Origin of the sequence: Pseudonocardia benzenivorans CB1190, from assembly GCF_000196675.2 — a bacterium.
In the GTDB taxonomy this organism is placed as follows: Bacteria; Actinomycetota; Actinomycetes; order Mycobacteriales; family Pseudonocardiaceae; genus Pseudonocardia; species Pseudonocardia benzenivorans.
The window spans coordinates 4005624-4024207 of the sequence record NC_015312.1; the positions used below are offsets into that span (position 1 = coordinate 4005624).

At 73.7% G+C, this 18584-nt stretch carries 15 protein-coding genes; 7 read left to right on the forward strand and 8 right to left on the reverse strand.

The features are described 5' to 3' along the window. The first annotated feature begins 22 nt into the window (after positions 1 to 22). Together PSED_RS18840 and PSED_RS18845 are read left to right on the forward strand one after the other, a co-directional pair. Positions 23 to 1924, forward strand: a complete 1902-nt coding sequence (locus PSED_RS18840) for a primary-amine oxidase (protein WP_013675838.1) — start codon at positions 23 to 25, stop codon at positions 1922 to 1924. 97 nt (positions 1925 to 2021) lie between these two features. Continuing rightward, complete coding sequence (locus tag PSED_RS18845; RefSeq protein WP_013675839.1) at positions 2022 to 2531, forward strand: MSMEG_6728 family protein; 510 nt, start codon at positions 2022 to 2024, stop codon at positions 2529 to 2531. 74 nt (positions 2532 to 2605) lie between these two features. Here PSED_RS18845 and PSED_RS18850 read toward each other — a convergent pair whose 3' ends face one another. The 7 genes from PSED_RS18850 to PSED_RS18880 form a co-directional block, all read right to left on the reverse strand. Next, positions 2606 to 2839: a hypothetical protein gene (locus tag PSED_RS18850; RefSeq protein WP_013675840.1), complete on the reverse strand. Its 234-nt coding sequence runs from the start codon at positions 2837 to 2839 to the stop codon at positions 2606 to 2608. Between the two features lie 156 nt (positions 2840 to 2995). Beyond that, a complete protein-coding gene (locus tag PSED_RS18855; protein WP_013675841.1) occupies positions 2996 to 4453 on the reverse strand; it encodes a UbiD family decarboxylase in 1458 nt (485 codons plus the stop codon). Beyond that, positions 4453 to 5229, reverse strand: coding sequence for an alpha/beta fold hydrolase (locus PSED_RS18860; RefSeq protein WP_013675842.1), 777 nt, complete (start codon positions 5227 to 5229; stop codon positions 4453 to 4455). Before PSED_RS18860 ends, PSED_RS18855 begins: the two co-directional genes overlap by 1 nt. Beyond that, positions 5226 to 5711, reverse strand: a complete 486-nt coding sequence (locus tag PSED_RS18865) for a (2Fe-2S)-binding protein (RefSeq protein ID WP_013675843.1) — start codon at positions 5709 to 5711, stop codon at positions 5226 to 5228. Before PSED_RS18865 ends, PSED_RS18860 begins: the two co-directional genes overlap by 4 nt. Further along, a complete protein-coding gene (locus PSED_RS18870; RefSeq protein ID WP_013675844.1) occupies positions 5708 to 8080 on the reverse strand; it encodes a xanthine dehydrogenase family protein molybdopterin-binding subunit in 2373 nt (790 codons plus the stop codon). The genes PSED_RS18865 and PSED_RS18870 overlap by 4 nt, the downstream gene beginning before the upstream one ends. Then, entirely contained in the window at positions 8037 to 8957 is a 921-nt protein-coding gene (locus PSED_RS18875; RefSeq protein WP_013675845.1) for an FAD binding domain-containing protein, read from the reverse strand. The genes PSED_RS18870 and PSED_RS18875 overlap by 44 nt, the downstream gene beginning before the upstream one ends. Continuing rightward, entirely contained in the window at positions 8954 to 9874 is a 921-nt protein-coding gene (locus PSED_RS18880) for an SRPBCC family protein (RefSeq protein WP_013675846.1), read from the reverse strand. Before PSED_RS18880 ends, PSED_RS18875 begins: the two co-directional genes overlap by 4 nt. Positions 9875 to 10029: 155 nt before the next feature. Between PSED_RS18880 and PSED_RS18885 the strand changes: the two genes are divergently transcribed. From PSED_RS18885 to PSED_RS18905, 5 genes are all read left to right on the forward strand, one after another. Beyond that, on the forward strand, positions 10030 to 10800 hold the full coding sequence (locus PSED_RS18885) for an IclR family transcriptional regulator (protein ID WP_013675847.1): 771 nt from the start codon (positions 10030 to 10032) through the stop codon (positions 10798 to 10800). Between the two features lie 213 nt (positions 10801 to 11013). Then, positions 11014 to 12414 (forward strand): MFS transporter, encoded by a 1401-nt coding sequence (locus tag PSED_RS18890; protein WP_013675848.1) that lies wholly within the window; start codon positions 11014 to 11016, stop codon positions 12412 to 12414. 372 nt (positions 12415 to 12786) lie between these two features. Further along, positions 12787 to 14106 carry an MFS transporter gene (locus tag PSED_RS18895; protein WP_013675849.1) on the forward strand — a complete coding sequence of 440 codons (1320 nt, stop codon included), beginning with the start codon at positions 12787 to 12789 and terminating at the stop codon, positions 14104 to 14106. A gap of 57 nt (positions 14107 to 14163) precedes the next feature. Further along, the gene (locus PSED_RS18900; protein ID WP_013675850.1) at positions 14164 to 15786 is read left to right on the forward strand and encodes an FMN-binding glutamate synthase family protein; all 1623 of its coding nucleotides are present in this window, start codon (positions 14164 to 14166) and stop codon (positions 15784 to 15786) included. 66 nt (positions 15787 to 15852) lie between these two features. Beyond that, on the forward strand, positions 15853 to 17349 hold the full coding sequence (locus PSED_RS18905; RefSeq protein ID WP_013675851.1) for a CoA-acylating methylmalonate-semialdehyde dehydrogenase: 1497 nt from the start codon (positions 15853 to 15855) through the stop codon (positions 17347 to 17349). A 397-nt stretch (positions 17350 to 17746) separates the two neighbouring features. Here the strand turns inward: PSED_RS18905 and PSED_RS18910 are convergent, their stop codons facing one another. Next, complete coding sequence (locus PSED_RS18910) at positions 17747 to 18583, reverse strand: oxidoreductase (protein WP_013675852.1); 837 nt, start codon at positions 18581 to 18583, stop codon at positions 17747 to 17749. Position 18584 lies beyond the last annotated feature (1 nt).

Here is an 18584-nt window from a genome sequence, read left to right on the forward strand (position 1 = left end):
TCTCGCCAGGGAAGGATCCGCCATGACCCTCGCCGAGTCCCGCACGAGCTCCGCCACCGCCCACCCGCTGGCCATGACCTCGGCCGCCGAGGTGGACACGGTGCGCGAGGTGCTCACCGAGGCCGGGCTGCTGACCGAGCACGTCCGCTACGCGTTCTTCGCCCCGGAGGAGCCGCCCAAGTCCGAGGTGCTCGCCGGTGACGAGTGCGACCGCCGGTTCCGGGCCGTCCTGCTCGACCTCGCCACCGGCCGCTCCTGGGACACCGTCGTCTCGACGCAGACCCGCAGCGTCGTCTCGCAGCGCGAGCTGGACCCGCCCCGCGACGGCCAGCCCCCGATCATCGACACCGAGTTCGAGATGATCGAGGACATCCTCAACGCCGACGCCGGCTGGCTCGGCGCGCTGCGCGAACGCGGCATCGAGCCCGCGTCGGTGCGCGCCGTGCCGCTCTCGGCCGGGGTCTACGACTATCCCGACGAGGTCGGGCGGCGCATCGTGCGCGCGTTCGGCTTCCGTCAGGACCACGAGCGCGACCACCCGTGGGCGCACCCGATCGACGGGCTCGTCGCCTACGTCGACCTCACCCGCCGCACCGTCGACCGGATCGTCGACGAGGCGCCGCACCCGGTGCCCGCGACGTCGGGCAACTTCGACGACCCGCAGGTCCAGGGCCCGCCGCTGGACTCGCTCAAGCCGATCGAGATCACCCAGCCGCACGGCCGCTCCTTCACCGTGGAGGACGGGCACGTCCGCTGGGGCAAGTGGGACCTGCGGATCGGGTTCAACGAGCGCGAGGGCCTCACGCTGCACCAGATCGCGTTCGACGACCGGCCGATCTGCTACCGCGCGTCCGTCGCGGAGATGGTCGTGCCCTACGCCGACCCCGCACCGGTCCGCTTCTGGCAGAACTACTTCGACTGCGGCGAGTACATGTTCGCCCGCTACGCCGACTCGCTGCAGCTTGGCTGCGACTGCCTCGGCGACATCCTCTACACCGACGTCGTCGTCGCCGACGACCTCGGCAACCCGCGCACGATCAGCAACGCGATCTGCATGCACGAGGAGGACTACGGCGTCCTCTGGAAGCACACGGACATGTTCACCGGGTCCCGCGAGACCCGCCGCCAGCGCCGGCTCGTCATCTCGTTCTTCACCCCGATCGGCAACTACGACTACGGCTTCTACTGGTACCTCTACCTCGACGGCACCATCGAGCTCGAGTGCAAGGCGACCGGGATCGTGTTCACCTCCGGTACCCCGGGGGAGTACGCGACGGAGATCGCGCCCGGCCTCGGCGCCCCGTTCCACCAGCACCTGTTCTCCGCGCGGCTGGACATGACCGTCGACGGCGAGCGCAACGCCGTCGACGAGGTCGAGGCGGCGCGGGTGCCGATGGGCGAGGGCAACCCGTACGGCAACGCGTTCCGCCGCAAGGTGACCCGGCTGTCCCGCGAGTCCGACGCCCAGCGCGATGCCGACGCCGCGTCGGCGCGGGTGTGGCACATCGTCAACCCGGAGAAGCACAACGCGCTGGGCCAGCCGGTCGGGTACGTGCTGCACCCGACCGGTCAGCCCACCCTGCTCGCCGACGACGCGTCGTCGATCGCCTCGCGGGCCGCGTTCTCGACGAAGGCGCTGTGGGTCACCGCGTACGACCCGGCCGAGCGCTACTCCGCGGGCGACTTCGTCAACCAGAACCCCGGCGGCGCGGGCCTGCCGGCCTGGGTGCAGGCCGACCGCCCGGTCGACGGCGAGGACATCGTCGTGTGGCACACCTTCGGGCTCACGCACTTCCCGCGCCCGGAGGACTGGCCGGTCATGCCGGTCGACTACACCGGGTTCGTGCTCAAGCCCGCGGGGTTCTTCGACCGCAACCCGGCACTCGACGTCCCGCCGACGGTGTCGGACCACTGCAGCAGCTGAGTCGTGAGTGGCGATGGTCGCCACAGCAGGTCGCCATGGCGACCATCGCCACTCACGGGGTGTCGAGGCCAGGCCGACGGGGTAGGTCTGCCTCGTCATGCAGACGTTCCTGCCCTGTGCCGACTTCGCCGCCACGGCCGCGGTCCTCGACCCGCGCCGGCTGGGCAAGCAGCGCGTCGAGGCGCTGCAGGTGCTGCGCGCGTTGACCCGCAGCGGCTACGGCTGGCGGCACCATCCGGCGGTGCGGATGTGGCGGGGGCATGCGCAGGCCGTGGCGGCATACGGCCTCGCGATCTGCACGGAGTGGACCGCCCGCGGCCGGGCCGACACGTGCGCGGCCACGATCGCGCTCGACCTGGCCGCCGCGGGCGAGGCCCCACCGCGCACGCAGGCCGAGCTCGCCGCGCTGGGCCTGCTGCCGCCGTGGCTCGGCGACGAGCGGGTGCACCGCAGCCACCGGCGGGCGCTGCTCGCGAAGGACCCCGACCACTACGGCCCGCTGTTCCCCGACGACGAGCCCGCCGCGGAGTACTACTGGCCCCCGGACCCGACCGCCTCACCCCGGGCGCAACCCCAGGGTCGCCCGGCGGCGCCACGGCGACGGTGAGGTTGCGGCCGACCCCTGGGGCGCAACCTCACGGTCGCGCGCGTGCCCCGCGGCGACGGTGAGGTTGCGTCGGGTCAGCCGGCCTCGGCGAGCCCCGCCGCCTCGACCATCGCCCGCGCGACCACCGGGCGCAGGGACTCCGGCACCGGCTGGTGCGAGATCCGCAGGTGGGCGACCGCGCGGCGCAGCGCGGCCACCTCGTGCTGCAGGTGCTCGATCACGGCACGATCGGCGGCGGCGCGCTCGGTCTCGACCTCGCCCGTGATGCGCGACAGTTCGTCGACCAGCGGGCGCAGGGTTCCGTCCACGTCGACACCTCTCCCTCGGCGACCGTCCGGTCACGCTATCGACGCGGTGGCCCCGACCGACATGTGTCGCGGCCCAACGCCTCCGGAGCCCGGTTGGTGCCCCGGAACAACCACGCCGGGGCCACCGACCGGGACGACGCCGGCGGGGGCGGCGCCTCAGACGAGTGCCGACGCCCAGCGCCGCCGCACCGCGGCGAGCTCGGCGGGATCACTCTGCGCGACGCGCGGGAAGTCCTCCCGGCGCTCCCAGGGGATCGTCGCGTCGATGATCGCGCGGCTGTTGTAGGCCGTCTCGCCCTCGGGGAGCATCGGGTCGAGCTTGCTCCCCCAGCCCTGCCGCATGACCTCGATGTCGCGGGCCGGGTCGCTGCGCGTCGACATCGCCCAGATGACCTGGTCGAGATCGGCGACGTCGATGTCGTCGTCGACGACCACGACGTAGCGGTTCATGTACGCGGCCGCCGGGCACTGCGCGGCGAGGTGCGCGACCTGGCGGGCGTGCCCGGGATGGCGCTGCGAGATCGACACCGCGACGAACAGCCGGCCGCCACCGGACTCGTGCGCCCACGCCTTGGTGACGCCCGCGACGCCCATCGAGACCAGCTCGTCGTGGATCATCGCGGACTTCATGACGGTGCGCATGTAGGAGTAGTCGTGCGGCGGCTTCCCGGGCGGGGCGCCGAGCAGGATCGGGTCGTCACGGTGGTAGAGCCGCGTGATCCGCAGGTTCAGGCACGGCCGCCGGCGCCCGGAGTAGTAGCCGGTCCACTCCCCGAAGGGTCCCTCGTCGCGCAGGTCGTCGGCGGTCAGCCAGCCCTCGACCGCGATCTCGGCGCCCGCCGGTACCGGCAGCCCGGTGTCGGGCATCGTCACGACCGGCGCCCGCTCGCCCGCGACGGCCCCCGCGTACTCCAGCTCCGAGACCCCGCGCGGCACCTCGGTGCCGCCCAGGACGAGCAGCAGCGGGTCGTGCCCGAACGAGACCGCGACGGGCGCCCGTCCCTCCTTCGCCAGCCACGACGCGATGTTCTGGGCGCCATGCTTGCCGGGCACCGCCGCGATCGTCGTCGAGCGGCCCTCGTCCTGGACCTCCATCCGGTAGCAGCCGCCGTTGTGCGTGCCGGTCTCCGGATCGCTGGTGACGACGAAGCACCCCGTCCCGACGAAGCGGCCGCCGTCGTGGGAGTGCCAGCGCGGCACCGGGAACGCGAGCAGGTCGACGTCGTCGCCGGTCCGTTCGTTCGCGAGCAGCGGGGCGTCGCCGACCGGCAGCACGGGGAAGTCGCGCGCGCGGGCGGCCCACTGCGACGGCTTGGCGCGCAACGCGTCCACGACGCCCTCGTCGTCGAGCGGCGCGCCGTCGGGACGCGTGCCCAACCGCAGGGTCCGGGCCAGCCGCGCGGCCGAGCCCGTCGAGCCGGTCAGGACCCGCAGACCGGCCCGGTAGCCGGTGATCTCGTCGAACAGCACGGCGGGCGGGTGTGCCATCCCGTAGCTGACCTCGGCGATGGCGCCGAGCTCCAGGTCCCAGTGGGCGCCACGGACGTGCCGCAGCTCCCCCAGCTTCTCGATCTCCTCGATGTGGGTGCGCAGGCTGAGCAGCGGCTCGGACATCAGGAGTCCAGGTGCTTCTCGATCGACGGCCAGACGTCGGGTCGCTGGATGAGGCTCAGGTGCCGGGTGGCGGTGAGCACCTCCAGGTGGGCGTCCGGGATGCCCGTGGCGAGCTGCTCGGCCATCGTGGGCGGGGTGGCGTAGTCCTCGTCGCCGACCAGCACGAGTGTCGGCGCGGTGATCGTCCCCAGGCCCCCGGCGGCGTCGACCGTGCCGAGGGCGTGGCACGCCGCGGCATGCGCCGCCGAGTCGGTCGCGACGAAGATGTCGCAGACCCGTCGGACCTCGTCGGGCCGCGACTGCACGAACGACGGGCTGAACCAGCGGTCGATCTGGAAGTCGACCTGCTTCTCGCGCGGGACGTTCACGGCCTTCTCGGCCCGTTCGGCCCAGGAGGCGACGCGGTCGGGGCCGTAGTCGGCGGTGGCGTCGGCGAGCACGAGCCGCGACACGAGATCGGGCCTGCGCTCGGCGAGCAGCACGGCGGTGCTGCCGCCCATCGACATCCCGATGACATCGGCCGGGCCGCCGACGACGGTCTCGATCAGGGCGGCGACGTCGTCGGCCAGGTCCTCGCCGGTGAACGGCCTGCCGTCCCAGTCCGACCCGCCGTGCCCGCGCGCGTCGGGGGTGAGGACGCGCCGGCGCGCGGCCCAGTCGGCGGCGAGGGGGTCGAACAGCCTGCCCGACAGCGCGAGCGCGTGCAGCAGGACGACGGGCCGGCCCTCGCCGACGTCCCCGACCTCGATCGTGCCCCGGGCGGTGGTGACCTTCACGCGGACTCCTTCTCGGTGTGGGCCGCCTCCCGACGGCGCCGGGCGGCGTTCACGCACGCGGTGCGGATCTCGAGGTAGGTGCCGCATCGGCAGATGTTGCCCTCGAGGTGGGCGTCGATCTCGGCCTCGCCCGCGTCGGGGTTCTCGGCGAGCAGCTCGTGGGTCATCAGTACGAACCCCGGGATGCAGTAGCCGCACTGCATCGCGCGGGCGGCGACGAACTCCTCGACGACGTCGTCGTCGGCCGGCAGGCCGTCGGCCGTGGTGAGCGCGGCGCCGTCGTAGCGGACGGCGCGCGCGAGGCAGCTCGACACGCTGTGGCCGTCCGCGAGGACGGTGCACGCCCCGCAGGCGCCGACGCCGCAGCCCTCGCGGACGCTGGTGTGCCCGAGGCCGCGCAGCACGTCGAGCAGCAGGTCGTCGTCGTCGACGGGCACCGCGCGGCGCTCGCCGTTGACCAGCAGGGTGATCTCGGTACTCACGATGGCTCCTCCTGGGCGGCGAGCGCGTCGAGAATGCGCTCGGACGTCAGCGGCAACCGGGTGAACCGGATGCCGATCGCGTCGCGCACGGCGTTGGCGATGGCCGGGGCGAGCGGGATGATCGTCGTCTCGCCGACGCCCTTGGCGCCGTACGGGCCGGTGCGGTGCGGGTTCTCGACGACGATCGGGGTGATCCGGTCGGGGACGTCGTGGATCGACGGCAGCTGGTAGTCGAGCAGTGTCCCGTTGACGATCTGGCCCTCGTCGAACACGAGCTGGTCGAACAGCGCGTGCCCGACGCCCATGATCGCCGCCCCGGTGAGCTGCTGCTCCACCAGCGCCGGGTTGATCGCGCGGCCGACGTCGCCCGCGATCGCGAGGTGCTCGACGTGCACCCGGCCCGTCGCGGTGTCGACGGTGAGCTGCGCGGCCGCGGCACCGGCGAACCAGTGCTCGGTGACCTGCGGCGAGCGCCCGGTCCGTTTGTCGTACGGCTGCCAGGTCGTCCGAAAGTCGGCCTCGGTGGTCAGCGTCGTGCCCCGGGCCCCGAAGTGCGCGTGCAGCAGCTCGGGGATCGACGCCTTCTGCTGGGTCTGGGTGCTGACCAGACCGTCGCCGGTGATCTTGACGTCGGTCGCGGCGACCCCGAAGCGCGCCGCCGCGATCTCGATCAGCTTGTCGCGCATGGCCTCCGCGGCGCGCCGCACGGCGTTGCCGGAGTGGTAGGTCGAGCGGCTGCCCGCGGTGATCGTGTCGTAGGGCGTCACGTCGGTGTCGGCGGCGACGACGCGGACCGCCCCCTCGGGCAGGCACAGCGGCTCGGCCGCGATCTGGGCCATGATCGTGTCGCTGCCCTGACCCATGTCGACGGTGCTGATCAGCAGCGTCGCCGAGCCGTCCTGGTTGAGCTGCAGCACGGCGTTGGAGATGGTGGGGGTGAGCACCGCCTTGATCCCGACGGCCACACCGCGCCCGCGCCGGTACCGCCCGGTCGGGCGCTCCAGCGGCGACTCCCAGTCGAGGGCCGCGGTCACCGCGTCGAGACAGCCGACGAAGTCCGCCGAGTGCATCGGGGTGCCGACGACCGACACGTCGCCCTCGCGCAGCAGGTTCCGGCGCCGGAACGCGGCCGGGTCCTCGCCGCGGGCGCGGGCCAGCTCGTCGACCAGCGACTCGTGCGACCACGTCACCTGCGGGACGCCGAACCCGCGGAACGGGCCTGCCGACGGCTTGTTGGTGTAGACGCAGCGCGACCGCACGTGGGCCTGCGCGATCCGGTACGGCCCCGAGGCGACCATGCCGGACTTCGCGGTGATCCGCGGCCCGACGTCGGCGTAGGCGCCGGTGTCGTAGCGGACGTCGGCGTCGGCGGCGACGATGTTGCCGTCGGCGTCGGCGGTCATCGAGCCGGTGACGGCGGCGCCGTGGCGCGTCGTGAGCAGGAAGGCCTCCTCGCGCGACACCGCGATCCGCACGGCGGTGCGCCGGGTCCACGCGAGCGCCGCGGCGAGCGGCTCGAGCCGGTCGTACATCTTCGCGCCGAAGCTCCCGCCCAGCGGCGCGGTACGCACCCGCACCGACGCCAGCGGCAGGCCGAGCAGGTCGGCCACCGACTGCCGCACGTACGACGGCGTCTGCGTCGTCGAGAGGATCTCCAGCCGGTCCCCGTCGCGCCACGCCGCGGTGAAGGGGAGCTCGATCGGGACGTGGTGGGTCGGCGGGCACCAGAACTCGTCGGAGACGGTGACCGAGCCCGGCGGCGGCTCGACCGGGTCGCCGTGGCGCAGCACGTACTCGTAGTTGACGTTCGTGTCGCGGATGCCGCGCAGGTGCGCCAGGTCGCCGAAGACGACCGAGGGCCGCAGCTCGTCGTGCACGAACGGCGCCCCGCGGACCGCGGCGTCCACGTCGTGCACCGGGTCGAGCTCGCGGTAGTCGACCGCGACCTCCTCCGCACCGGCGCGCGCGGCGGCGCGGCCGCGGGCGATCACGGCCGCGACCGGCTCGCCGACGTAGCGGACCTTGCCGACGGCCAGGCACGGCTGGTCGGCGAACGCGGGCCCGGTGAAGATCGCGTCGCCGAGCAGGGCGTGCAGGTCGGCGCCGGTGACGACGTCGACGACGCCGTCGACGGCCTTCGCGCGCGCGGCGTCGACGCCGAGGATCTCGGCGTGCGGGCGGGTGCTGCGGGTCACGACGACGTCCAGGCACGGGCGCAGCGCCTCGTCGGCGGCGTGCTGCAGCTCGCCGCGGACCTTGGACCGGGCGGCGACCCGGCCCCAGCTCTCCCCGACGGCGCGTCCTTCGAACGCGGCGGATCCGCGGTCAGCGACGCCGGCGGAGACGGCGGAACGGGAGTCGATGGTCATCGGAGGCCTCCTCTCGTGGCTCTCGCGGGATGTCGCGCGGGGTGTCGGTCCAGGCGGCGCGCACGGCGTCGGCGACCGCGACCCGGCCGAGCCTGCGCTTGTGCCCGACACCGCCGCGCACGTCGGGCAGCGGGTCGATCAGCGGTTCGACGGCCGCCAGCGCGGCGTCGACGGCGTCGTCGTCGGACCCGGTCGCCGCGACGGTGACCGCCACGTACACCGGGGTCGGGGCGAGCGCGCCGAGGCCGATCCGGATCTCACGGGTCACGTCGTCGGCGGCGGTCACGAGCACGGCCGCCGAGGCGACCGGCCAGTCGTTGGCCGCGAGGCTCGACAGCTTGCTGAACGCCGCGCCGCCCCGCGGCTGCGTCGGGACGTCCAGCGCGGTGACCAGCTCACCGCGGCCCACCGCGGTCTCCTGGAACCCGGTGAAGAACTCCCGGATCGGGACGTGGCGCACCCCCGCCGCCGACGACAGCTCCACCCGCGCGTCGAGCACGAGCAGCGCCGTCGGCGGGTCGAGTCGGTAGTCGCCGTGGGCGATGTTGCCGCCGACGCTCGCGGTGTTGCGCACCCGCGGGTTGGCGACGCGGCCGTAGACCTGGGCCAGCAGCGGCGCGCGGTCGTGCACCAGCGGATCGGTCTCCATGCGCCGCAACGTGACCATGGTTCCCGCGCGCAGCCCGCCCGGCGTCGCGACGAGGTCGGCGAGCCCGGGCACGGCGGCGATGTCGACGAGGTCGGTGGCGGCGAGCACACCCTGCTTCAGCAGGATCTGCACGGCCGTCCCGCCGCCGAAGACCATCGGGTCGTCCGTGCCGGCGAGCAGGTCGAGCACGGCACCGAGGTCGCGGGGCCGGTGCAGGGCGGCGGTCATCGGGCAGCTCCTTCGCGGGCCGCGCGGCGGTGGTCGAGGAACCGGGTGCCACGGGCGACGAGCCGGCTCGCGGCACGCTCGGCGACGCGACCGGCGATCTCGGCCACCACCGCTCGGCCGCGCGCCGCGACCTCGGCGGCACGATCACGGACGGCGGCCCCGACGCCGGCGCGACGCGCCGTCCGCCCGGCCGGGCCCGAGGGCATCGGGACGATCTCGGGGACCGGCGTCACCGGGCGGTTCCGCGAGGCGAGGACGGTGACCGCTCCGGCCGCGCCGCCCACGACCGCGGCCGCGGGCCGTGGCAGCACCGGCGCCGCAGGCCGGACGGGGACCGCAGCGGGGGGCGTCAGGGGCGTCGGCAGGGGCGTCCGGAGGGGCACCGCCCCTGCGGCGGCGCCGCTGCCGGCGCCCCTGACGCGGACCTCCGGGTTGTCCGGGCCGGGTGGCCCGGCCGCGCAGACCGCGGTGAAGCGTTCGACGAACTGGCGCTCCACCTCCCGGCTGCGCCGCCCGACGATCGACTCGCCGAGCCTGCCGAGCTTGCCCCACAACGCGATGTCGAGGTCCCAGTCGACCTCGGACGCCGCGGCGTCGGCCGCGTCGGGCCGCACACCCAGCCGGGCGTCGACCTTGATCGAGCTGCCGAGCCGGCGGTCCTCGCCGCGCAGGACCGCCCGCACCTGCGCGGGCGCGCCGTCGGTGGCCTCGGCGGCCTCGGTGACGTCGGCGGTGAACCCGGCGCTGAACCGGACGTGCGCGATCTCGTTGACCAGTCGGCCGCGGTAGTGGGCGGGATCGGGCCGTTCGAGCTCCTCGCACCCCGGGACGCAGACCCGCATGGAGTCCGGGTCGAGGAAGTGCGCGAACACCTGAGCGGGCGGTGCGGGTATCCGGAACGACGAGGTGAGCTTCATATGACCACCAGAGAGGACTAGTTATCTCGCAGAGAGGACACTAACACTCAGGAGTGCGCCGTCAACCGACGGCGGACACCGTGATCCGCGGCGGCGCTACCGTGTGCGGCGAAACGGCGGCCCCGCACACCGGCGCTGCAGGCAAGGGGGAGCACATGGCCAGCGACGTACCGGCGGTGCTGAACGCGGTCCGGCTCCTGGAGCGGATCGCGCGGGAATGGCCCGACCCGGTCCCGACCGGGACGCTGATCGAGGAGCTCGGCCTCAACCGCAGTACCTGCTACAACATCCTCGGCACGCTCCAGCGCGCCGGCTGGGCGGCGACCCGTGGCGACCGGGCGGGCTGGTGGCTGGGCCCGCGGCTGCTCGCCGTCGCCGCGTCGACGCCGGACTGGGTGGGCGAGATCGTCGGCCAGGAGCTCGACGACCTCAGCCGCCGCCTGGGCTTCCTCGTGTTCGCCCTGCGCAGGCACGGCCCGTCGGACTACGCCGTCGTCGCGAAGGCCGACCGCGGCCAGGGCGTGCGGATGACCGTCGGCGTCGGCGACACGTTCCCGTTCTCCGCACCGGCGATCATGCGCGCCTTCCACGCGTGGTCCGACCCCGACGAGGTCGACCGGCTGATCGACAAGCACGGTCTGACGGCGTTCACCGCCGAGACGAAGGTCGAGCGCGCCGCCCTGCGCGCCGAGCTCGCCGCCACCCGCGAGCGCGGCTACGCGGTGAGCCTGCGGGAGTACGAGCCGGGCCAGGCGGGGGTCTCCGCGCCGGTCTTCGACGCGGCGGGCCGGGTCTCGATGGCGCTGTGCTCGCTCGCCTTCTCCTCCGAGCTCGACGAGCGCAACGTCGGCAACACCGGCGAGCTCGTCCGCGCGTGCGGCGTCCGCATCACCGAACGCACCGGCGGGACACTCCCGGTCCGCTGATTCGGCGGCTCTCCCCACACGGATCCGAATCTGAGCGGATCCGCGGCACACCGCTTGACGCCTCCCGTCGTCCGCCCTAGCGTTTCGCGCTGCACATGATGTCCTGTGGACAGGACATCGAGTCCTATAGGCAGAGTGGCCCAGCGGCGGTCACCATCCCCGGCCGGCTAGTGCCGACCGCCGCGCCCCCGGGCGCCCGGAAGAGGAGCACCGGTGCAGGACGACACCACCACGACAGCGGCCGGCGACGCGGCCGCCACCCCCCGGACGGCCGCCCCGGCCGCCGGCGCACCACCGGAGACCGACGGGTCCCGTCGCTGGTACCAGGACCTCGACCGGTCCCAGTGGCGATCGCTCGCCGCGGCGAACCTCGGCTGGCTCTTCGACGGCTTCGAGACCTACGCGCTCATCCTCACGGCGGGGGTGGTGCTGCGCCGGCTCGACCCCGCCGCGCCGCCGAGCCAGATCGCGTTCCTCACCGGCGGGACCATCGCCGTCACGCTCCTGGGCTGGGGCATGGGCGGCATCCTGGGCGGGGTCTTCGCCGACTACTTCGGCCGCCGCCGCGCGCTGCTGACCTCGATGGTCCTCTACGCCGCGTTCACCGGGCTGTCCGCGCTGTCCTGGTCCTGGACGGCGTTCCTCGTGCTGCGCTTCGTCACCGGCTTCGCGCTCGGCTCGGAGTGGGGCACCGGCACGTCGCTCGTCGCCGAGATGTGGCCCGCGAAGGCACGCGCCAAGGCGGCCGGGTTCATGCAGTGCGGCCTCGGCCTCGGGTTCTTCATCGCCTCGGCGGTCTGGTACTTCGTCGCGCCCATCGGCCCGGACTCCTGGCGGATCATGTTCGCGATCGGCGTGCTGCCCGCCCTCTTCGCGCTCTGGCTGCGCCGCAAGGTCCCCGAGTCGCAGAACTGGAGCAGCGCGGCCGCGCGGCGCAAGGCCCTCAAGGCCCGCGCCGCCACCGATCTCACCGAGAGCGAGCGCTCGTTCACGCGGCTGACCCTGCGGCAGATCATGGCCGACCCGCGGCTGCGCAAGCTGACGATCCTCGGGTCGCTCATGTCGCTGGTGACGACGCTCGCGTGGTGGGGCATCTCGACGTGGGTACCGCTCTACGTCTCCGGTGTCGCCGCAGGCCAGGGGCACTCCGCGTCGGCCTGGGCGAGCGGCGCGGGAATGATCTACAACGCCGGCGCGATCCTCGGCTACGTCGCCTTCGGCTTCCTCGCCGACCGGTTCGGTCGCAAGCCGACGGTGCTGCTCTACTTCGCCGCCTCGCTGGTCCTCACGCCCGTACTGTTCCTGTGGACCCACAGCATCGGCCTGGTCGTCGTCGTGCTGATCGTCAACGGCTTCTTCACGCTGGGCCAGTACACCTGGATGCCGGTGTGGCTGCCCGAGTTCTACCCGACCCACCTGCGCGCCACCGGCGCCGCGTTCGTCTTCAACGCCGCGCGGTTCATCGCGTTCCTCGGGCCACTGCTGTCCGGCTGGATCATCTCCCAGCTCGGTGGCTACGGGATCGCCGCGACCGTCGTCGGCTGCATCTACGTGCTGGGCATCATCGTCGCGCCCTTCTGCCCGGAGACCCGAGGCCGTCCGCTCCCCGAGTGACCCGGTCTCCGGCCCTCCTCCTCGGGCGCGCCGGCCCCGGCGCGCCCGGGGAGACCGGGAACCGCTCCCGCGGGCCTCGCGGCGCTCGCTCCGGCGTCGGCTCCCCGGCACCGATCCGGCCGCGCCGATCTTCCCGCGTCGAGGCCCGGCGCCGATCCCCCGGCGCCGATCCCCCAGCGCCGATCCCCCAGCGCCGACCCCCAGCGCCCCTCCCCCAGCCGCTCCTCAGGCGCCGCCCCCAGCCCCGACCCGCCCGCGCCGCTCCCAGGCGCCGCCCCGGGCGCCGATCCTCGGCGCCCGTCCCGGCACGCCCGCGGACCCGCCGTCCCGGCGACACCCATCGTTCGACCCGCACGACGAGAAGGGACCCCGATGTCGCTCCTGCGCACCCCCGAGGCCGGCCCGGGGGTGGTGTCCGGCCTCGCCCGGCCGGTCTACCTCCGCCGGATCCTGGTCTTCGCCTTCCTCGGGACCCTGTTCGACGGGGCCGAGCTCAACCTCGTCGGCTACCCGATGGCGTACATCGCCGAGACCCTGCACGTCAGCACGATCCAGATCGTGCAGATCTCGACGCTGCAGGGCTTCGCCTCCATCGTGGGCGGCCTGGTGTGCGGCTGGCTCGGCGACCGGATCGGCAGGCGGTGGACCTACACGGCGTCGGTGCTGATCTTCGGCATCGCCGCGATCCTCGGCGGCCTCGCCCCGACCTACCTGACGTTCATGCTCACCCGCATCCTCGCCGGCGTCGGCATGGGCGGGCTGTTCGGGCTCGCGTTCTCGATGTTCGCCGAGAGCTGGAAGACCGCCCGCCGCGGCGCGATGGGCGGCTCGATCCAGGCCATGTACTTCACCGGTGAGATCCTCACCGAGGGCGTCGTCTACTGGTGCACCCTCCAGTTCGGGCTGCACGACGGCTGGCGTGCCGGCTACGTCGTCATCGGTGTCGTGACCCTGGTGATCGGTGGGCTGGCGGCGCTCCTGCTGCCCGAGTCCGAGCAGTGGCTCGCCTACCGGCGCGAGCTGGCCGCGGGCCGCGTGCCGGAGGGCATGCGCGCGGCGAAGGTGCCCCTCGTGGACCTGTTCCGCGGCGGCTACGCGGCGGGGACGGTCCTGTTCATCGTGCTGGCCAGCGCGATGTTCCTGACGACGAACTCGATGATCGCCTACCTGACGACGTTCCTCGTCTCGGTGCAGAAGCTCCCGCTCGGCACCGCCAGCCTCATCGTCCTGTTCGGCCTCGTGGTCACCGCGGTCAGCTACCCGGCCACCGGCTGGCTGTCGGACGTGATTCGCCGCAAATGGGCGTTCTTCGTGTCATGTCTGGTCGGAATCGTCGGTTTCGGCTGGTTCCTGACCCTGGTCGCCACCGGTCACGCCCACATCGGCCACGACTACTGGGCATCCCCCGCGTTCTGGGCGCTCATGCTGTGCGCCGGCGGGAGCGGCGGCTTCGGGGTACTGGGGGTGTGGATGGCGGAGTTCTTCCCGACGCGCATCCGGTCGTCGGGCTCGAACACCGGCTACTACGCCGGCCGCGGCATCGGAGCGGGCCTGTTCCCGCTGGTGGCGCTCGGGATCGCGGGTTCGGTCCCGATGGCGCTCGCGCTCGGGGTCGTCGGACCGGTCGTCGGTGCGGTCGTCTCGCTGTTCGCACCGGACCGCACGGGCCGCGAGATCCAGGCCGTCGAGTGAGCCGGAGCAGGTGAGCCACGGCGGATGGACCGTGCGGCGACCGTCTAGCGTGGCGACGTGTTGCGGATCGCGCTGCTCGGCTCGCTGACCGTCCTGTCCGGGGCGGCCGTCGCCGCCGCGCTCCTCGTGCGGCCCGGCTGGTGGGTGGCGGCGGCGATCCTGCTGGCGCTGCTCGCCGTCGGGGTCGCCGACGTCGTGCAGCGCAGGCACTCGGTGCTGCGCAACTACCCCGTCGTCGGGCACCTGCGCTACCTGCTCGAGCGGATCCGGCCCGAGATCCAGCAGTACTTCGTCGAGCGCAACGTCGACGGCCGCCCGTTCGACCGCGACACCCGCACGCTGATCTACGAGCGGGCCAAGGGCATCGCCGGGGAGAAGGCGTTCGGCACCGAGCGCGACGTCAACGAGGTCGGCTACGAGTACCTGCTGCACGCCACCGTCCCGGTGCCCGTGCCGACCGAGCCGCACCGGGTGCGCGTCGGCGGACCCGACTGCACCCGGCCCTACGAGATGGCCCTGCTCAACGTCTCGGCGATGAGCTTCGGCGCCCTGTCGGCCAACGCGTTGCGGGCGCTCAACAGGGGCGCGGCGCTGGGCGGGTTCGCCCACGACACGGGCGAGGGCGGCATCTCGCGCTACCACCTCGAACACGGCGGCGACCTGATCTGGGAGCTGGGCAGCGGCTACTTCGGCGCCCGCACCCCCGACGGCGACTTCGACCCGGCGGCGTTCGCCGACAAGGCCGCCCACCCCGCCGTGCGGTGCGTCTCGCTCAAGCTCAGCCAGGGCGCGAAGCCCGGCATCGGCGGCGTTCTGCCGGGCCCGAAGGTGAGCGCGGAGATCGCCGAGGCGCGCGGCGTCCCGCCCGGGGTGACCTGCGAGAGCCCGGCGGCGCACCGGGTCTTCACGACGCCGCGGGAGCTGGTGCGGTTCGTCGCGCGGATGCGTGAGCTCGCCGGCGGGAAGCCGGCGGGGATCAAGCTCTGCGTCGGCTCGCGCGTCGACGTCCTCGCGCTCTGCAAGGCCATGCTGGCCGAGGGCACCGCACCGGACTTCGTCGTCGTCGACGGGTCGGAGGGCGGGACCGGCGCGGCGCCGCTGGAGTACGAGGACCACGTCGGCGCGCCGCTCACCGAGGGCCTGATGACGGTGCACAACGCGCTCGTGGGCACCGGGCTGCGCGACCGGGTCCGGATCGGGGCGTCGGGCAAGATCGCCAACGGCTCCGACGTCGTCAAACGGATCATCCAGGGTGCCGACTACACCAACTCCGCGCGGGCGATGATGATGGCCGTGGGCTGCATCCAGGCCCAACGGTGCCACACCAACACCTGCCCGGTCGGTGTCGCCACCCAGGACCCGCGCCGGGCCGCGGCGCTCGACGTCGCCGACAAGAGCGAACGGGTGCGGCGCTTCCAGGCCGCGACGGTGGCCGAGGCACGCCGGCTGATGGCGTCGATGGGCTCGCGGGGCCCCGACGAGCTGGCGCCCTACCAGCTGCGCAGGCGCATCGGGCATATGGACACCCGCTCGTACGCGGAGCTGTTCGACTGGCTCGAGCCCGGTGAGCTGCTCGCCGAACCGCCACCCGGCTGGGCGGGCGACTGGAACCTCGCGAGCGCCGACCACTTCGGGCGCGACAAGGCGCACTTCGGGGTCGTGTCCCGCGGCTACACCTAGGGTCGAACCCGTCGTACGCGCGCGGGGCGCCCACCGCACCGCGCAGACACAGGAGAGGACCCGACGTTGAGGACGATCACCCACTGGATCGGCGGCAAGCCCGAGAACGGGACGTCCGGGGGCACCGCGCCCGTGTGGAACCCCGCGACCGGGGTCCAGCAGGCCGAGGTGGCGCTGGCCGACGCCGCCGACGTCGACACCGCCGTCCGCTCGGCGGCCGCCGCGTTCGACGAGTGGTCCCGGTCCTCGCTCTCGGCGCGGACGAAGGTGCTGTTCGCGTTCCGGGAGATCGTCAACGCGCGCATCGGCGAGCTGGCCGAGGTGGTCTCCGACGAGCACGGCAAGGTCGTCGCCGACGCCCGCGGCGAGGTCCAGCGCGGCCTCGAGGTCGTCGAGTTCGCCTGCGGCATCCCGAGCCTGCTCAAGGGCGACTTCTCCGACCAGGTCTCCGCCGGGGTCGACGTGCACTCCTTCCGCGAGCCCCTCGGCGTCTGCGTGGGTATCACGCCGTTCAACTTCCCGGTGATGGTCCCGATGTGGATGCACCCGGTCGCCATCGCCTGCGGCAACACGTTCGTCCTCAAGCCGTCGGAGCGCGACCCGTCGGCGTCGCTGCTCGTCGCGCAGATGTGGGCCGATGCCGGGCTGCCCGACGGTGTGTTCACCGTCGTGCAGGGCGACCGGACCGCCGTCGACGCGTTGCTCGACCACGACGACGTCGCCGCGGTGTCGTTCGTCGGCTCGACCCCGATCGCCCGGTACATCCACGAGCGCGCGACGGCCACGGGCAAGCGCGTGCAGGCACTGGGCGGGGCCAAGAACCACGCGGTCGTCCTGCCCGACGCCCCGCTGGACTTCGCCGCGGAGCACCTCGTGGCCGCCGCGTTCGGTTCCGCGGGCGAGCGCTGCATGGCGATCTCCGCGGCGGTCGCCGTCGGCGGGCCGGGCGACGAGCTCGTCGCGGCCGTGGCCGAGAAGGCCCGGGCGGTCAAGGTCGGCCCGGGCCGCGACGCGACCAGCGAGATGGGGCCGGTGGTCACCGCGGCGGCCCGGGACCGCATCGTCGGGCTCATCGGCACCGGTGAGGCCCAGGGCGCGACGCTCACCGTCGACGGCCGCGGGCTGACCGTGCCCGGCCACGAGGACGGCTTCTTCGTCGGCCCGACCGTGATCGACGGCGTCACGACCGACATGGACGTCTACCGCGAGGAGATCTTCGGCCCGGTGCTGTCGGTCGTGCGCGCGTCCGACGTCGACGAGGCGATCGCGCTGATCAACGCCAACCCGTACGGCAACGGCACCGCGATCTTCACGTCCTCCGGCGAGGCCGCGCGGCGGTTCCAGCGCGGCGTACGGGTCGGCATGATCGGCGTCAACGTGCCGATCCCGGTCCCGATGGCCTACTACTCCTTCGGTGGCTGGAAGGACTCGCTGTTCGGGCAGTCGCACATCCACGGGCCCGAGGGCGTCACGTTCTACACCCGCGCCAAGGTCGTGACGACCCGCTGGCCGCAGGTCGCCGCCGCCGGTGCGGCCGGCTTCCACTTCCCGACGGCGACGTAGCCGCAACGGGGCCGGCCGCGCCTCCCGCCGGGGGGCGCGGCCCGGTCGGGAGGGCGCGCGGTGCCCAGGCGGACGGTCGGCGCACCGACGACAGCTTGATCACCGCGCCCGTCGGGTCGGCGATCTCGGCGAGGCGTCCGAACGGGGTGTCGACGGGCTCCTCGCGCCGCCTCGGCGTCGTCGACGGCGAGGTGCACGGTCCCGGCGTCGGGCGTCCCGGAGGCGCCGTCGTTGCGCATCATCCCGGCGATGCGGCGGCCGCACGTTCCTGTCCACCCAGACCGAGGCGCCCGCCGAAACTCATCTGTGAGTCGGTGCCGACCGGGCCGCGACCGCCCACCCCGACGCGGCGACGCCGGCGCGAGCCCGTCGCGCCGGCGCCCGCGGCGGTCCCGGTTCAGCTGTGGTCGAGCTCGAGCCCGAGCGGGGCGACGACGTCGAGGTCGGCGAGGCGCGTCGTCAGTGTCTCCCGGATCCGGCGGAACGCCGCGTGCCCCATCGGCAGTCGCAGCGGCGGGTTCTCCGCTCGCGCCAGCCCGACGATCACCTTCGCCGCCGCGAGCGGGTCGCCGGGCTGGTTGCCGTCCTCGGCGGCGAACCGCTCACGCTCCGGACCGAGCACCGGCGCGTAGGCCTCCATGGGCTGTGACCAGCGGATCGAGCGGCCGGCGAAGTCCGTGCGGAACGGGCCGGGCTCGCAGATCACGACCTTGATCCCGAGGTGCGCGACCTCCGCCGCCAGCCCCTCCGAGAGCCCCTCGACGGCGAACTTCGTGCCCGCGTACGCCGTCCCGCCGAGCCGCGACGTCACGCCCCCGACCGACGACATCTGCACGATCAGCCCGCTGCCCTGCGCGCGCATCGTCGGGAGCACTGCGCGGGTGACGGCGAGCAGCCCGAACACGTTCGTCTCGAAGACCTGCCGCAGCTCGGCGTCGGTGAACTCCTCGATCGCGCCGCGCAGCCCGTAACCGGCGTTGTTGACCAGGACGTCGATGCGACCGAACGCCTCGACGGCCTCGGCGACGGCCTTGGTGACGGCGGCCCCGTCGGTCACGTCGAGCGCGAGCGCGCGGACCCGGTCGGGGGCCGCGGCGGCCAGGTCGTCGACCGACCTCGGGTCGCGTGCGGTCGCGACGACGAGGTCGCCCGCGGCGAGCGCCTCCTCGGCGATGAGCCGGCCGAAGCCGGTGCTCGTGCCGGTGACGAACCAGACCTTGCGATCGTCGGCCATG

Excerpts from the sequence above, each read along its gene's own strand:
- PSED_RS18875 (WP_013675845.1), bottom strand. The coding sequence starts at position 8,957 with ATGACCGCCGCCCTGCACCGGCCCCGCGACCTCGGTGCCGTGCTCGAC.
- PSED_RS18855 (WP_013675841.1), bottom strand. The coding sequence starts at position 4,453 with ATGTCCGAGCCGCTGCTCAGCCTGCGCACCCACATCGAGGAGATCGAG.
- PSED_RS18840 (WP_013675838.1), top strand. The coding sequence starts at position 23 with ATGACCCTCGCCGAGTCCCGCACGAGCTCCGCCACCGCCCACCCGCTG.
- PSED_RS18845 (WP_013675839.1), top strand. The coding sequence starts at position 2,022 with ATGCAGACGTTCCTGCCCTGTGCCGACTTCGCCGCCACGGCCGCGGTC.
- PSED_RS18885 (WP_013675847.1), top strand. The coding sequence starts at position 10,030 with ATGGCCAGCGACGTACCGGCGGTGCTGAACGCGGTCCGGCTCCTGGAG.
- PSED_RS18870 (WP_013675844.1), bottom strand. The coding sequence starts at position 8,080 with ATGACCATCGACTCCCGTTCCGCCGTCTCCGCCGGCGTCGCTGACCGC.
- PSED_RS18895 (WP_013675849.1), top strand. The coding sequence starts at position 12,787 with ATGTCGCTCCTGCGCACCCCCGAGGCCGGCCCGGGGGTGGTGTCCGGC.
- PSED_RS18880 (WP_013675846.1), bottom strand. The coding sequence starts at position 9,874 with ATGAAGCTCACCTCGTCGTTCCGGATACCCGCACCGCCCGCTCAGGTG.
- PSED_RS18910 (WP_013675852.1), bottom strand. The coding sequence starts at position 18,583 with ATGGCCGACGATCGCAAGGTCTGGTTCGTCACCGGCACGAGCACCGGC.